Consider the following 15,488-nt stretch of genomic DNA (forward strand, 5'->3'; position numbering starts at 1 on the left):
TGATTTGGATAGATATTTTTATGTTTTCGCCAATACTTTATTTTTTATATAAAGCAACTCGGTACGGAAATAGCTGACCTTCCATAATCCCCTCTTTTACAGCAGGGTCATTATTCATAAGTTCAATTGCTTCTTCCTCCGTATCCACTTCCAAAATGACAATTCCCATTGGGTCCATATTTAACGTTCTACCAGCTAAAAGAAGTTTACCTTCTTCTTGCAAATTTTGTAATACCTCAAAATGATTTTCGACGATTGAATTTTCTTTATCGGTCCAGTTAGATTGATCTAAATGAGAAGGGGTAAGTTTAAGTTGGTATAAAAACTGTAATTTATCCATTTTATCCTCCTGAAAAATGTATTTCATTATAATAGTATCAAAAAATTAGAAAGTTAGCACTTTCTGTATTTGGTTAAGTATAGATTTGTAAATTGGAATAATATTATTTTTTAAACAGGTTGAATATTCTGTTTTTTAAACATATACTTAAAATGAAATAATAGTTTTTACTAAGTTAGGGGGATTTTGTTGGAGCAATTAGTAGGGTGGTTAAATAATGTGTTATGGAGTTCTCCAATCATTTATTTGTCGCTTGGAGTTGGAGTGTTATTTTCAATCATGACTCGCTTTATGCAAGTTAGATTGGTTAAGGACATGGTGAAACTACTATTTAAAGGGGAGAAGTCAGAAGCGGGTATTACTTCTTTTCAAGCGATGTCTGTAGCCTTATCTGGTCGTGTAGGAACTGGTAATATTGCAGGAACTGCAACAGCCATAGCGTTTGGAGGTCCAGGAGCAGTATTCTGGATGTGGGCGATTGCTTTTCTTGGAGCAAGTACGGCATATGTGGAATCGACATTGGCACAAATCTATAAAGTAAAGCAGGATGGAGAATACCGCGGAGGTCCTGCATATTATTTTGAAAAAGGAATTGGGAAAAGGTGGTACGGAGTACTTTTCGCTATTTCATCTGTATTAGCTATGGCGTTGTTAATGCCGGGCGTACAGGCAAACTCGATTGCAGCTGGACTTGAGAATGCATTTGGTATGAATACTATGATTACTGCTATTATTATTGTTATACTTCTTGGCGTTATCATTTTTGGAGGGATTAAAAGAATTGCTAATACTGCTCAATTTGTTGTACCATTTATGGCGATTGGGTATGTATTAGTATCACTTATTGTCATTGCACTTAATGTTACGGAATTACCGAATATATTTGTGCTAATTTTCAAGAGTGCATTTGGAATGGATGCAGCATTTGGTGGGATAGTAGGTATGGCTATTTCGTGGGGTGTTAAACGCGGAATCTATTCGAACGAGGCAGGACAGGGGTCGGGTGCACATGCTGCTGGTGCTGCTGAAGTTTCACATCCAGCAAAACAAGGAATTGTCCAAGCATTTTCTGTTTACATCGATACGTTGATAGTCTGTTCAGCGACTGCTTTTATGATATTAATTACGGGAATGTATAATACCGTTCGACCAGATAGCACGTTTATTGTAAAGAGACTCGGCGATATGCAACCAGGTCCAGGATATACACAATCAGCTGTAGAATCGGTTTTGCCTGGTTTCGGAGCAGGCTTTGTCGCAATCGCATTATTCTTCTTCGCATTTACTACTATTATGGCTTACTATTATATTGCAGAAACAAACATTGCTTATCTGACAAGAAAAACGAAATCGAAATTACCTATGTTATTAGTTAAGATTGTATTATTAGGTGCTACTTTCTATGGAAGTATTCGAACAGCAGCTGTGGCATGGGACATGGGAGATATCGGCTTAGGTATAATGGTCTGGCTCAATTTAATTGGAATATTAATACTCTTTAAACCTTCTATGATTGCGCTAAAAGATTACGAGAAACAGAAAAAAGAAGGAAAAGATCCAGTTTTTCGTCCAGAATTGCTTGGCATAAAACATGCGGATTTCTGGGAAAGTGAAGAATATCGTAAAAAATACTTAAAATAATAAAATTGTAGCTGGGGCATCCATTTGATGTTCCAGTTATTTTTGCCGTTTTTTAAAAAATAAAGTTAAAAATGGGATAATGTAAAACATGCCATCAAAATTTGCAATGGCATGTTTTATGGTTATTGTAGAATATTTGACGAAGTTACGTTTTGGTCAGTTGTTTTCGAAGCTGCTTTTATTACCGCTAGATCTACATTTGATAAGTTCGATTTATTAGCGATACCGTCTTTATTTAGTTTTGTTGTATCTGTTTTTTGAACGCTGTTTTCATTTGCGGAAGCAGCTTGCTTGTTCTCATTATTTATAGAAGCGGAAGCTGAGTTAGAAGCACCACTATTTGCATTTTTTGCACCATTTAAGGTTCCACTTGCACCTTTTTTCGTATTGTCATTCGTCCCGGCTGCTTGTTTTCCACTCTTATTCGTTCCACTGCCAGTTTGCGATCCAGTCATGCTAGCTAAATCGTTCATTAATTGTCCAACTTGTGGTGCAACCGATTGGGCAATGTTCCCAATCGTTTGGGATCCAGTTCCACTCGTCATTTGTTTGGCCACATCTCCAATCGTTTGAGCGGTGTTCCCACTAGCAGCATTTTGTCCTGAAGCGCTGCTCTTGCTATTAGTCCTTTCCTTATTTGGTGAACTAGCATCTGTATTTTGAGATGCATTTCCACTAGTTAACATTTGAATAATCTTCCCAACCATTTGCATAATGTTTCCACTCATTTGCCTATTGCTATTACCCAAAGTACTTTCTCCAGATTGTGTCTTGCTATTCAATGCAGCACCAGCTGATGCACTTTGAGAAGTGTTGCCACTCTTCATTTTTTGTATCATATTACTGTTCGATATGGATGAACCCATTGCCTTTCTCGGGCAAAATTTTGTTGCGCCTTCCGCAGCTTTCATTGAACCTAACAAGATGAGCAATTGTCCACTTCTGCTTTTCGAATCATGTATAAGTCTTATGGTGCCGTATGCAGTCATCATTGAGCCCAACATGAAGCGTGTATATGCACTTCTTGAACTAATATTTTGTTGTGTTTGTGTCATCTGTGTAGTACCTCCAGTTGTATTTTCTACTATTTTGATTGCACGGTAGGGAGTTAAGACATTCGCATCTCTTATAAAGGAATGGAAATACTAGTGCTGCATCCATTTCAGCTTTATAATCCCCAAACCTTCACTGATTATGCGCCTCACATAGAGCGACTCCAGAGTATAGTTCATTTTCTTGCCATTTGTTCTTGAGCCATCCTTATCATTTCTTTAACCATATTACCGCCAATTGGTCCACCTATTTTTCCTGCCTGTTCAGCTGTAAGTTTGCCGTTATATCCCTTATTCAATGGAATATTTAGTTCATCTGCAATTTCGTACTTTACATTATCGGGATTGTTAATATCTACATAGTAACCTCTATCTTTCATTACTCGAGCCTTAAGTTTGTCTAATTCTTCACGAGCGGATGGAACTAATATTTTATTTCTTTTTGCCAATTTTCTTCACTCCTTTGTAAATTATTCTTTCCTGAAAATGAAACTTTACTCGTATCAGTGCAAAGTACTAATTTAAAGTACAACTCAAAATTAATTAAGCCCAATCTGAGAAAATCAGACTAAACTATTTTCCGGGAAATATAAATTTTAGAATGTCGCTCTCTTTTCTAATAAAAAACCACCTTTTTTTGACTTGATTCAATTAGAGAGTACAAGGTGAAACAGCAAAGTTTAAATAATGAAAACACCACATATGTACTCTTGAATAAGATATAATAACTTCTTTTCTGGAACGGTGGGGTGTTGTGAAGAAACATGGAGAGGAGCTTATTTTTTCTGGGGCATGGGTGATTGTAATTGGAACAATTATATCTGCTATAGGACAAACGAAGGAAACTACGACAGGTAATCCAAAGGGTGCAGAGTTAGTTGCTCAGGGAAATGCCATCGAAGCTTTTGGAAATAGCCTTCAAGCACTCGGAAATACAGAATTATTTATGGAAGAAAAAGAGCCATTTCGAATGGACAACATCATTGGATGCTGGCTTCAAGCTGGAGGGAACTCTACAAATACAGTTGCAACGGAGATTGAAATCCATACTTCTGAGAAAGAGGGACTTAGGTTAAATGCAGTTGGAAGCGGGGTACAGGGCCTTGGTGCAGTTTATGAAGCTATGGGAGCTGTAGCCGGAAAATCACCAACAAAAAATCTTGAGGCTACAGGAAATAGCCTAGTAGCATTGGGTGCATTTCTGGATGCAACTGGAAATATATCGATACTAAATAAATTGGATATCTCAGGAGAATTACTGGAATTAATTGGAAGTTGGACACAAGTAATTGGCGCATGTACAGAACTTATTGCTTTAGCCATTGCATCGAATATCGAATTAACTCAACAAAAAAGTTATGCTTATCCATTTGTTAATGTAGGGTATTATTGGTACGAGCCGAATCCTTATGGAATGATATAGCACCCTAATGACACTCCGTATATAAGGTGGCCGAAGAGAGAATTTCGGTCGCTTTTTCATTCTTTAATAGGAATTCTGTCCCTGACAATTTCCTTTACTAATAAATCAACAAACAGTGACATAATTTTCTCATATACAGCCAAGCTAACTGCAAGAAATGAGGAGGGTGATGTCTTGCTTAGTGATTACAATGCGGGAGACGTAGTTTATATTTTTTATCGAAATCCACATATCCAAAATGTAGCTAATATACAAGAAGCGGCCGTTGTAAATAGCCCGGATAATCCGAATGAATTAGCTCTTTTTCTTTATGAAACTTATTACCCTTTATCAACTGAAATGGCCATCTATGCAAATGAAGCAGATGCTGAAAACGCGTATCGCCAGTATTTTCATTAATAGGGAGGTAGGGCATGAAAAAACCATTTACACCACAGCTTGTATATTTTGAACCAAATGCATTGGAATATCCACTTGGGAAAGAACTAAAAGAAAAATTTGAAAAGATGGGAACAGAAATTCGTTATACGACTTCCCATAATCAAGTTCGAGATCTACCTGGTGAAAATGATTTTCAAAAGTACCGTATTGCCAAATCAACGCTTGTCGTGGGAATTCGGAAAACCCTTAAGTTCGATACGTCCAAACCTTCAGCTGAATATGCAATACCTTTTGCTACAGGCTGTATGGGGCATTGTCATTATTGTTATTTACAAACAACCATGGGAAGCAAGCCATACATTCGTACATATGTGAATGTAGAAGAAATCTTGGAAGCCGCTGATCGCTATATGGAAGAACGTGCGCCTGACATTACTCGATTTGAAGCATCTTGTACTTCCGATATTGTAGGAATTGATCACTTAACCCATACATTAAAACGAGCAATCGAACACTTTGGTCAAATGGAATTAGGGAGATTGAGATTTGTAACGAAATTCCATTATGTAGACCATTTACTGGATGCCAAGCATAACGGAAAGACCAGATTTCGATTCAGTGTAAATGCTGATTATGTGATTAAAAATTTTGAGCCAGGTACATCTTCTTTAGCCAATCGAATTGAAGCAGCAGGAAAAGTAGCGAGAGCTGGTTATCCACTTGGTTTCATCGTAGCTCCAATTTACCTCCATGAAGGATGGGAGGAAGGATATTACCATCTGTTTGAGCGGCTTAACGCGGAACTTCCTATGGATGCAAGAGATGATATAACGTTTGAATTCATTCAACACCGCTTTACGAAGCCCGCTAAAAAAGTGATTGAGAAAAACTATCCAATGACCAAATTAGAGTTAGATGAATCCGCGAGAAGATATAAATGGGGAAAGTATGGGATAGGTAAATACATTTATCAAAAAGAGGAAGAAGAAGATATAAAAGAACATCTTTATGGGTATATGAAAAAATTTTTTCCAAAGGCTAAACTTGAATATTTTACGTGAACAGTACAAAAGCACATCAAGTTATGCAATTGATGTGCTTTTCGTTATCATGTTTTTGTTATGTTATTAAGCCGCTTTCGAGCAGAGTTGCGTTCAGCAGTAATTGGCATATGTTTCATTGCCTTTCCCAAACCATATAGAGGCATATTTCCATACACTGTTTCGTAATGCCCCTTTTTAAGATTATAGGTTTCGTGATAAATTCCGACAGTGTTATTGTTACCTATTTTTTTATTAAAATTCTTCCATGCTGCCAAATGTTTCTCACCATTAGCATAAGCTAGCAGATCTTCAGTGGAACGCCAATATTGAATCATTACCGTGGTTCTAAGACCAAAATAGCTTTCCATGGACAAAAACCCTAACGCTTCTTTGTTCGTATAAAGTTCTTTAATCATTCCAGGCATTGCACTAAATACCGGAAGCCACTTATTAACGGCAAGTCGCTTATTAATCCTCATCCCAATAATAAACACGACAATATCCTCGTTATTCTCCGTTGTATAACGCCCGGTGAAAATCTGTTTAGCCATTCAATTCCCCTCTCAATCACTTTTTTTCATAATATAACTCAGATGTCTTCCACTTAGTTTGTCTTGACGATAAGAGAAACCATCTGGATGCAAATAAGTACAAGTCGGATCAATGGTAATTTGATCGGATGGAATGCCTGCAAGTTCACATTGTTTTTTCACAGTTTGCTGATTGTCAATGTGATACTTGTGGGTTTGGTCATTGTAATAGATAAAATCATCTGTATAACCAAGATGTTTAAATTTTACATACACATCTTCATCGACTTCAAATTTTTCCTGGCTCAGCGCTGCACCAATATGGACATGCAAATCACTTGGATTACAATGTTCCACTTGTTTTAAATGCTCAAAAAGTTTCAAAGTAATTTCTTTAACCGTACCTTGCCATCCCGAATGAATTACGCCAATTAGACCATTCACTTCACTATGAAAAATTACGGGTACACAATCCGCTGTAAAACTAGACAATAACAGATTTGGCTCATACGTATACAGGGCGTCTGTATCTGCAATCGCAGTATTCATTCGCTCAGCACCTCTCCCTTTGTCATTAAGCGTAACTCGATGAAAATTTGAGCTATGAGTTTGATTTGCACAAACGAAGGTATCTAAATCGCAATCCAAAAAAGAAGCTAATTTCTTGCGATTTTCTATTACATTTTTAGGGGTTTCACAGACATGAAGAGCCATATTGTTGTCTTCATGTTCCGTTTCATCTTTCATAGTTATTCCTGCTATGAATTTCTCATTATTTAAGTACATGTTTGTTTTCATATCATCACCTATTATTAATATATATTAGTGTAAACTTGGTGTATAGGTCAGTAAACACTGGTAAAGAAATAATCTATTGGATTGATGTGAAAGATGAACCAGAAGAGCGATATCAAAGTAAGGAAACTGGGAGCGGTACAACAAAAAGACCTTGTGGAAAGCACTACAGAATACTTCGATTAAATAACGAATGTATGAAGGAGCGTTCTAATGGGATGCCATATATTTTAGCAGTATTATGAATTATTGAGGAAATCTTTTTTATATTATAAATTTTTATAGTTTCAGATTTCATATATGATAAAATTGGATGAGAAGCATTAGAGTGTTCTTTTTAAAATGACTGGATAAATATTATACAAATACATATGAGAGAGAGTGCATTATGACTAAAACTACTTTTGCGTTAATTGGAACTGGAGTTGTTGGGGAGCGAATTATTAATCAAATTTTGGCTCATTCTAATTGTGAGATTGTGTCCGTATTCGACGAAAATAAAACAAGACTTAAGGAAATCTCAACAAAATATCAACTTCCAGCTGTTGAAACATTAGAGGAACTTTATCAATCACAACCGAATTGGGTTTATATTGGAACACCTCCAGTAAGTCATGCACCTTTGGCAGAACAAATAGCTGCACGTGGTTTTAATATCCTTTCTGAAAAGCCTCTTGCACATGATACGCGAGATGGCATGCGTATGGTAAAAGCAGCAGTTGAAGCTAAGGTTCATACAGCGATGCATTTTCCGTTAATGTATAGTCCTGAAGTACATAGTCTTAAAAAAGCGATAACTACAGATTCACTTGGCGATATTGTTCGTATTGAGCTACATACATACTTCCCACACTGGCCAAGAAAATGGCAACAAAATCCGTGGATTGCCTCTAGAGAACAAGGAGGTTTCATAAGAGAAATATTTCCACATTATCTGCAAATCTTGTATCACCTGTTCGGTGATTTAACGATTTCTTCCCATGAGACGACGTATCCAGAAAATGAAGAATTATGCGAAACAGGTGTTACGGCTTTGGCTAAAACAGAAAGTGGCATACCAATTGTTTTGAATAGCTTGGCAGGTATTGGACAGGAAGAACGTCTAGAATTTAAGGTTTTTGGAACAAAAAAAGTAATGACAATCAGAAATTGGTCAGAGCTCTGGGTAAGTGAAAAGGACGAGAAAGCCGTTCATATTATTCCGGACTGTAAGCCCGAAAGTCTATTGGACGCATGTCATTTCTTGATAAATGGTAAGGAGTCTCTGATCGTATCGTTTGAAGAAGGATTGAAGGTACAAAATTGGATTGACCAGTTATTAGTATAAGAACTCTTTTAAATTTTATGAATGTGGTTCTTAAACAAGAACCCTATTTCACAGATAGAATGAAAGAGCCGATGGTAGTGACAATGTCACTACCATCGGCTCTATTTCTTTCTGGTTATTCTGCGATTAACGTATGTCCGATGATTTGCTACATGCTCTGCATAGATAGTTGGTAAGCTTAGTGAAAGAATAGACAATAAAGATAGTAAGCGAGAGGAAATTGAGTAAAAGTGAATAGTAGAAAATTGGTACGGACATAAGGAAGACTCACTATTTTGACTTATACAAATATAGCGAAACAGGTAGACATTTTTTGCTTTGGAGTAGGTAAATATAACTCGGCCACCTTAAAATAGATTGGAAAGAGGTGGTTTCAACATGTTTATGGACGCACTTAATTGGCTGGTTGGTCCAGTGAATGACTTTATATGGACATACGTACTGTTTGGTATTCTTCTATTAATAGGAGCTTATTTTACAATTCGTACAAAATTCGTTCAAGTACTGTGGTTTGGTGAAAAGTTCCACCTGATTGTTGGGAAGAAAGAAGGAGAAAATGGGGTTTCCCCGTTCCAGGCATTCACATTCAGTGCAGCATCTCGTGAAGGTACGGGTAACATTACAGGGATCGCACTTGCTATTGGAATTGGTGGACCTGCATATTATATGCAAAAAGCTTAGGGAATGCGGAAACTTGGGATTGTGTTTGCGATTCTTTTAACCCTTTGTTTTGGATTTATTTTCAACGCTGTGCAATCGAATACAATTAGTCAATCATTCTCGGATGTCTTCGGAATTCCTGATTTGGCGATAGGTCTTGGCCTTGTTCTATTATCAGCAGTCATCATTTTTGGTGGAGTGCAAAGAATTGTAAAAGTCACGCAGACAATTGTTCCAGTTATGGCGATTCTCTACATAATGGTGTCACTGTACATCTTGATTATGAATATTACAGAAGTACCAGCTATTATTACGGCGAGACGAATATTGAATTCATTAATGCTCACAAATCTTGTATGACTTTTTACCGTTTCGCTGTACTTGGCATGGTTATGTACGGTGCTATGGCAAAGGTAATTATTGTCTGGAGCATGGCGGATTTATTCATGGGAATGGTGGCGATATTAAACTTGATTGTCATTTTGGTACTTGGTAAAGTAGCGTTTAAAGCGTTAGACGATTACTCAAGTCAGCACGAAAAGGGTTTAAATCCTGTGTTTAAAGCAAGTACAATTCCATGTCTCAAAGGGGCTGAATGCTGGGAAGATGAGGAAAAGTTATAAAAGAAGACTAACATAAGTTAGCGAAAAGAGTACTGCCTATGGGTAGTGCTCTTTTTTGTCGATTTAGAAAGCTTGAAACGTTGATATAAAAACGTTTCAAGAGGTATTATATAAAATTGAACTCCGGAAATTATCTTGTTAGTGTATTTTTTGTTGCATAGGATTTTCTAACACAGCTTTGCATAATTTCACAGAAGAAATTTGCAAAACTAAAAAATCTCGTTTCGCTAAGCTTCTTAAGGGATAACGTCTGTAACGCTTATTTCGCATGAGTTCCTAACCCCGCACTAAATTTTTTTAGTGCCTTTCAATTAGTCTCGATTTCGTATGATTGGTCTCGCTTCATGAAAAATTAGTATCGGGTTTAACATCAACTGGTCTCAAAATGCCGAAAAATGTAAATAATGGACCAGGCTTAGCTACTCTAAATTTCTAAAAAGAAATTTAGTAGTGTGTACTGAAAAAACGTCTTGTTAGTCCACTTTCCAATAAATAGTTGCTGCTACTTGGATTTAGCGCTCTGGCTTTCGTTTTCTGCGGGGGCGAGTGGACGCTTCTCCTAATATTTGTCTAAATCAATGTATGGTCAGTTATCACCTTCCATCTGCTTTTTACTTCCCGATATTCTTATATATTATTGAATAAGATATAGTAACTTCTTTTATGAAACGGTGTGATGTTGTGAAGAAACATGGAGAGGAGCTCATCTATGCTGGAGCATGGGTGCTTGTAATTGGCACGACTATCTCTGCCCTAGGACAAACGAAAGAAATTGCGATGGGAAATCCAAATGGTTCAAAGTGGGTTGCTCAAGGAAATGCCATCCAAGCTATTGGTAATGGTCTTCAAGGTCAGGGAAATATAGAATTATTTTTGGAAGAAAAAGAGTCGTTCCAAATGGACAATATCATAGGTGCATGGCTTCTAGTTGGTGGGAACATTACAGATATTGTTGCAACGGAAATTGAAATCCATACCTCAAAAGAAGTTGGACTTAGATTAAATGCATTAGGGAGCGGGTTCCAAGGTCTTGGTGCAGCTTATGAGGCTGTAGGAGCTGCAGAAGGAATATCACCTACTAAAAATCTAGAAGTGACAGGAAATAGCTTATTCGCATTGGGAGCGTTTCTTGATGCAGCTGGAAGCGTTTTCGTATTAAATAAAATGGATACACCAGGAGAGAGATTATCATTGATTGGAAGCTGGGTTCAAGTTGTTGGAGCATGTGTAGAGGTATTTGCATTATCGATTACTTCGGATACCAACATAACACCACAAAAAAAGGGGGGTGAAGCTGACATGGGGTACTATTGGTATGTGCCGAATACTGTTTTGCTAAAAAGAATTAAGATGGTGCCTTTGTATCATTAATTATTCTTCTTAATCTCATAGATTTATTTAAGAAGTTTAGATATCAAGGTAGGAATAACAAAGATATGATTCCTTTTTTATCAAAATGATTCATTTAGAATTCACTAACCCTAATTTTTTAAATGATTTTAATTAAAATAATTCATTTCATTAATTTTGATTAAGATACTATAATATCCCTTGGAAGTAAAAAACATCGTCTTTCATATCTGATTCCTATACAATATGAAGAATATTACTCGTATTGGGGGAATGACAATGGAGCTTCGCAATCTAAAGACCTTTTTGGTTGTGGCCGATTGTCGAGGATTTACGCGTGCTGGTGAACAGTTAGGGTATACACAGTCGACAGTAACTAATCATGTTAGAGCATTGGAAGAGGCTGTTGGGAATCGCCTCTTTGACCGGCTTGGAAAAACGGTTGTTTTAACGGATGCGGGCCAACATCTAGCGTCATATGCAAAGGAAATTTTAAAACTTTACCAAGAAGCAGTTGACTCTTCACGGTTAAACATGGAACCTTCTGGTACGGTCTTGATAGGGGCAAATGAATCCCTAATGGTGTATAGGTTGCCAACCATCTTGTATGAGTTTAAGAGGATGTACCCTAGTGTTCATCTTATTTTACAACCATCCGAAAGCCAAGAGCTTCATAACGAATTGAAATCCGGTAAATTTGATTTGGCATTATTTACAAATCCTGAAAAACTAGGATCTGATATCGTCACGAATGATCTAGTGAAAGAGACGTTGGTGATGATTGCCCCGCCAGGTCACCGTTTATGTGACAAAGCTATTATCACCCCAGACGATTTGGAGGGTGAAGTGTTGCTTTTAACGGAGTCTGGAAGTTATCGTGATTTGTTAGAAAGATGGATCAAAGAAGAAGGCGTGGGTTGTTCCCGCATTGCTTTCTGGAATATCGAGGCCATCAAGCAATCAGTAAAGTGTGGCTTGGGTCTTTCTTATCTACCCTTGATGACGGTGAGGGATGAACTGGAACGCGGCAGTTTAATTGAATTACCTTGGGTGCACAGCGAGGAATTCGTAACTACTCAACTCGCATATCACAAAGATAAATGGCTGACACCTGCGATGAATAAATTAATTGAAATAATTGAAAAACACGCAAAAAAATGGGAGTCAGAAGACTGACAGTACAGTACATAAAGTGGCGTTTGGCCTAATTGCGGCTGAACGCCCTATTTTTTGACGGGTTAAATTGGTAGGAGGAAATACATTACATGGCACAACAACGTTTCAAAGAAATATCTTTAATCATTATAGGGTCCCTATTATTCGCGATCGGCATTAACTATTTTGCAATCCCATATCGATTATCCGAAGGTGGTGTCATTGGGGTTACCGTTATTACATACTATTTATTCCAATGGTCTCCTGGTGTTGTAAACCTTGTTATCAATGCTATCCTTTTGACGATAGGCTATAAGTTTTTCGATAAAAAGACAATGATTTATACAGTAATCGGAATCATTTCTTCCTCATTTTTTCTGTTCATAACAGAAGACGTAGGACATCGATTGAATGGGGACACCTTGCTTGCTGCTCTATTTTCAGGGGTATTTGTAGGACTTGGTTTAGGCCTGATGTTTAGAGCAGGTGGAACTTCCGGAGGATCCGCCATTATAGCGCGTTTAGCCAATCAATATTTAGGCTGGAGTCTAGGCAAAGGCGTCCTCGTCATTGATATTATTGTTATTGGGGGTTCGGTATTCATCATTGGCCAAGAAAAAGCAATGTACACACTTGTTGCTGTGTTTTTAGGTTCTAAAGTAATCGATTATGTGATTGAAGGACTGAATAGCCGAACGGCAGTGACAATCATTTCCGAACACTCCGAATCGATTCGCCAGTTTATCTTAGAAAACATGACGCGCGGCGTGACGATTTTAGAAGGACGCGGCGGTTATAGCCAGGACCAAAAGGAAGTCCTCTATATTGTCATCAATCAACAGGAACTAGTCCAATTGAAACAAACCATCAAAAGTGTAGATGAACAAGCATTTGTTGTCGTCCATGATGTACGCGATGTATTGGGAAGTGGGTTTAGTGTAAGCTGATTTTTGGAGAAATAATGATTATCTATTAAATAATGCTTTCAAACAAAGTGGCCCACACAGTCGATTATGACTTGTGGGCTTTTTAAGTTTAATTGCTAGGTCAAGTTAATAAGGAGACCCAAGTAACTTATTGTTTTTTAAGGAAAGTAAAAATAGAGGTTATTATTTAGGATTGAATGTATACATCCATCTTACAATAATATGGTAAAACAAAATACAGAATTTATATATTTTTTATAATTTTATGAAATTAAAAGAGCGTTTCTTCCTTTATTTTTTGGCTGTAATCATAACTAAAATCTTGCTAAAGTTGTCCTCTTTAAAATGTTTAAGTGTGAATGTGTCATTAATATAATGAAAAGGATTTCCTGAGGATTATCAGTAAGTTTAACGAATGTTGAGATATTTAACTTGATAAAATAATGGTTTAAATTTTCATTGTTTGGGTAAAAATTGGTATAGAGGTATTAAATTCAACCAGTTGAAACATCCCCATTCAGATTTTGTCCTATCATAACCTGTATGATGAAGTGTTTATTTTATAAGTTAACGAATATATTAATGTAATGATTACAGGTGACCTGATGAACTAAAAACGTATCGATTTAATATGAAAGAGGTGGACCTATGAGCTTTAAGATTGCTATACTTGTTTGTTTGATTTTAATGGGTTTTATGGCTTGCATCACTTACTATTTAGGGAAAAAGATGTCCAATAACTTAATAAAATATATTCCTGTGTTTTCTTTTGCAATTGGTGCACTCTTTTTTTATTTCAAACTCAACTATATTTCTTATAAACCATATTCTATCGACGGCATTTTAGATAAGATTTCATTTATTATCCTTTTAATTTTAGGTAGTATTGCTTTTTTAGAAGCGGTCATAATTGATATTGTAGAAAATAGTAAATTCTTTAAGAATAGCTATATGGATGTACGAAAGGCAATAAAATTAGTAGATGTAAATAAAACATTTAAGATTAAAATGCCAAGTGATATTGTCAAGAAAATTAAAGGCTTATAGGCATAGAACAACTTATTAATTTGTTTAGAAATCTTACGTGGGATCCAAGGACATCCTTGGATCCCATGTATCTGCTTTTCTAGCTAAATTGTTAATAGTCCAGCATTAATAAAATAAAAAAGTCAAAATAACAGCCGAGTTTGTTTCTTCGGCTGTTTATTTAGTATATAAATAGTTTCTATTCTTTCATTTTCTAGTAGAGGAGCGATGGACAAACAATATTAGCAACAGGATTACCGAAAAGGAAAAGATGGGATAGGAGTGACGCGGAAACTGTTTGATAATATTTACTAATTGATATTCATTTAAAAGTACTACTTTTCTTATGCTTCACATTAACTATAGTAAAGGGTAGAGGCTATTCATAAAAGCTAAGACGGATTCAATCGTATTAAGTGAAGGAGGAGAACAAATGGATATCAAAAAAGACGTTCAAAAGCAATTTGGTCGTAGTGCAGAACTATATGTAAAAAGTGAGAGACACAGTAAAGGGGAAGATCTGAAAAGACTGGTAGATATGTCTCGTGCAACTGGGAGTGAGGAGTTGCTTGATGTAGCTACAGGAGGTGGACATACAGCAAATGCCTTTGCACCTCTCGTACGAAAGGTAACGGCCATGGATTTGACAGCCGAAATGTTATCTGCAGCTAAACAATTTATAAAAGGAAATGGATATTTTAACGTCGTTTTTGTAGAAGGGGATGCTGAAAAAATGCCCTTTTCTAACGATTCATTTGATTTAGTTAGTTGTCGTATTGCTCCTCATCATTTTCCAAACATCGAAGATTTTATAAGAGAAGTTTATCGAGTATTAAAACACGGTGGCCAATTTTTATTGGATGATAACGTCGCTCCTGAGCAAGATGACTTTGATCAATTTTATAATAATGTTGAAAAAATGAGAGACTATAGTCATTATCGAGCATGGAAAAAAAACCGAATGGCTCCAAATGTTAGAGTTACTTGGATTTGAAATCCAAGAGTGGCATCGTTTTGAAAAATGGTTTGAGTTCGAGAGTTGGTGTGATCGCATGCATCTGTCAGAAATAGAGAAAGTGAATTTAAACGAATTCATACTGAATACATCAGACAAGATGAAAAAAAAATTTCGTATCCTGATAAACAATAATAAAGTTACATCATTTCAAGGGGAGTCTATTTTATTGAGAGCAACGAAAATATAGCTTCACTTCTT

17 protein-coding genes and 1 pseudogene are annotated in these 15,488 nt (G+C 36.6%); 13 read left to right on the forward strand and 5 right to left on the reverse strand.

Annotation, left to right across the window (positions count from 1 at the left end; translation table 11 throughout):
* Positions 1 to 37: 37 nt before the first annotated feature.
* Positions 38 to 340 carry a YciI family protein gene (locus tag ACEPXD_RS05985; RefSeq protein WP_391120985.1) on the reverse strand — a complete coding sequence of 101 codons (303 nt, stop codon included), beginning with the start codon at positions 338 to 340 and terminating at the stop codon, positions 38 to 40.
* Positions 341 to 529: 189 nt separating this feature from the next.
* Between ACEPXD_RS05985 and ACEPXD_RS05990 the strand changes: the two genes are divergently transcribed.
* Entirely contained in the window at positions 530 to 1,981 is a 1,452-nt protein-coding gene (locus ACEPXD_RS05990; RefSeq protein WP_391120988.1) for an alanine/glycine:cation symporter family protein, read from the forward strand.
* A gap of 122 nt (positions 1,982 to 2,103) precedes the next feature.
* On the opposite strand, the gene ACEPXD_RS05995 is transcribed toward ACEPXD_RS05990, so the two are convergent.
* Positions 2,104 to 3,036: a hypothetical protein gene (locus ACEPXD_RS05995; RefSeq protein WP_391120991.1), complete on the reverse strand. Its 933-nt coding sequence runs from the start codon at positions 3,034 to 3,036 to the stop codon at positions 2,104 to 2,106.
* A 173-nt stretch (positions 3,037 to 3,209) separates the two neighbouring features.
* Positions 3,210 to 3,482 carry a small, acid-soluble spore protein, alpha/beta type gene (locus ACEPXD_RS06000; RefSeq protein ID WP_391120994.1) on the reverse strand — a complete coding sequence of 91 codons (273 nt, stop codon included), beginning with the start codon at positions 3,480 to 3,482 and terminating at the stop codon, positions 3,210 to 3,212.
* Between the two features lie 305 nt (positions 3,483 to 3,787).
* Between ACEPXD_RS06000 and ACEPXD_RS06005 the strand changes: the two genes are divergently transcribed.
* From ACEPXD_RS06005 to splB, 3 genes are all read left to right on the forward strand, one after another.
* A complete protein-coding gene (locus tag ACEPXD_RS06005; protein ID WP_391120997.1) occupies positions 3,788 to 4,456 on the forward strand; it encodes a DUF6944 family repetitive protein in 669 nt (222 codons plus the stop codon).
* A 174-nt stretch (positions 4,457 to 4,630) separates the two neighbouring features.
* A complete protein-coding gene (locus tag ACEPXD_RS06010; RefSeq protein WP_391121000.1) occupies positions 4,631 to 4,855 on the forward strand; it encodes a transcriptional regulator SplA domain-containing protein in 225 nt (74 codons plus the stop codon).
* Positions 4,856 to 4,869: 14 nt separating this feature from the next.
* On the forward strand, positions 4,870 to 5,898 hold the full coding sequence (gene splB / locus ACEPXD_RS06015) for a spore photoproduct lyase (RefSeq protein ID WP_391121003.1): 1,029 nt from the start codon (positions 4,870 to 4,872) through the stop codon (positions 5,896 to 5,898).
* Positions 5,899 to 5,945: 47 nt separating this feature from the next.
* Here splB and ACEPXD_RS06020 read toward each other — a convergent pair whose 3' ends face one another.
* Positions 5,946 to 6,431 (reverse strand): DUF4188 domain-containing protein, encoded by a 486-nt coding sequence (locus ACEPXD_RS06020; protein WP_391121005.1) that lies wholly within the window; start codon positions 6,429 to 6,431, stop codon positions 5,946 to 5,948.
* Between the two features lie 12 nt (positions 6,432 to 6,443).
* A complete protein-coding gene (gene pgeF, locus ACEPXD_RS06025; protein ID WP_391121008.1) occupies positions 6,444 to 7,208 on the reverse strand; it encodes a peptidoglycan editing factor PgeF in 765 nt (254 codons plus the stop codon).
* 38 nt (positions 7,209 to 7,246) lie between these two features.
* On the opposite strand from pgeF, the gene ACEPXD_RS06030 reads away from it, so the two are divergent.
* The 9 genes and pseudogenes from ACEPXD_RS06030 to ACEPXD_RS06070 all read left to right on the forward strand — a co-directional run bounded on the left by ACEPXD_RS06030 (position 7,247) and on the right by ACEPXD_RS06070 (position 15,477).
* On the forward strand, positions 7,247 to 7,450 hold the full coding sequence (locus tag ACEPXD_RS06030) for a hypothetical protein (protein WP_391121011.1): 204 nt from the start codon (positions 7,247 to 7,249) through the stop codon (positions 7,448 to 7,450).
* 143 nt (positions 7,451 to 7,593) lie between these two features.
* Positions 7,594 to 8,532, forward strand: coding sequence for a Gfo/Idh/MocA family protein (locus ACEPXD_RS06035; RefSeq protein WP_391121014.1), 939 nt, complete (start codon positions 7,594 to 7,596; stop codon positions 8,530 to 8,532).
* Positions 8,533 to 8,916: 384 nt separating this feature from the next.
* Positions 8,917 to 9,815 (forward strand): annotated as a pseudogene (locus ACEPXD_RS06040) (alanine:cation symporter family protein).
* 681 nt (positions 9,816 to 10,496) lie between these two features.
* A complete protein-coding gene (locus ACEPXD_RS06045; protein ID WP_391121017.1) occupies positions 10,497 to 11,186 on the forward strand; it encodes a DUF6944 family repetitive protein in 690 nt (229 codons plus the stop codon).
* Between the two features lie 258 nt (positions 11,187 to 11,444).
* Positions 11,445 to 12,341 (forward strand): LysR family transcriptional regulator, encoded by an 897-nt coding sequence (locus ACEPXD_RS06050; RefSeq protein WP_391121020.1) that lies wholly within the window; start codon positions 11,445 to 11,447, stop codon positions 12,339 to 12,341.
* An 89-nt stretch (positions 12,342 to 12,430) separates the two neighbouring features.
* Positions 12,431 to 13,267 carry a YitT family protein gene (locus ACEPXD_RS06055; protein ID WP_391121023.1) on the forward strand — a complete coding sequence of 279 codons (837 nt, stop codon included), beginning with the start codon at positions 12,431 to 12,433 and terminating at the stop codon, positions 13,265 to 13,267.
* Between the two features lie 627 nt (positions 13,268 to 13,894).
* Positions 13,895 to 14,293, forward strand: coding sequence for a hypothetical protein (locus ACEPXD_RS06060; RefSeq protein WP_391121026.1), 399 nt, complete (start codon positions 13,895 to 13,897; stop codon positions 14,291 to 14,293).
* A gap of 412 nt (positions 14,294 to 14,705) precedes the next feature.
* Positions 14,706 to 15,266 carry a class I SAM-dependent methyltransferase gene (locus ACEPXD_RS06065; protein ID WP_391121029.1) on the forward strand — a complete coding sequence of 187 codons (561 nt, stop codon included), beginning with the start codon at positions 14,706 to 14,708 and terminating at the stop codon, positions 15,264 to 15,266.
* Positions 15,244 to 15,477: a hypothetical protein gene (locus tag ACEPXD_RS06070; RefSeq protein ID WP_391121031.1), complete on the forward strand. Its 234-nt coding sequence runs from the start codon at positions 15,244 to 15,246 to the stop codon at positions 15,475 to 15,477. Before ACEPXD_RS06065 ends, ACEPXD_RS06070 begins: the two co-directional genes overlap by 23 nt.
* Positions 15,478 to 15,488 lie beyond the last annotated feature (11 nt).

This window comes from Psychrobacillus sp. L3 (assembly GCF_042945595.1).
GTDB lineage: Bacteria > Bacillota > Bacilli > Bacillales_A > Planococcaceae > Psychrobacillus.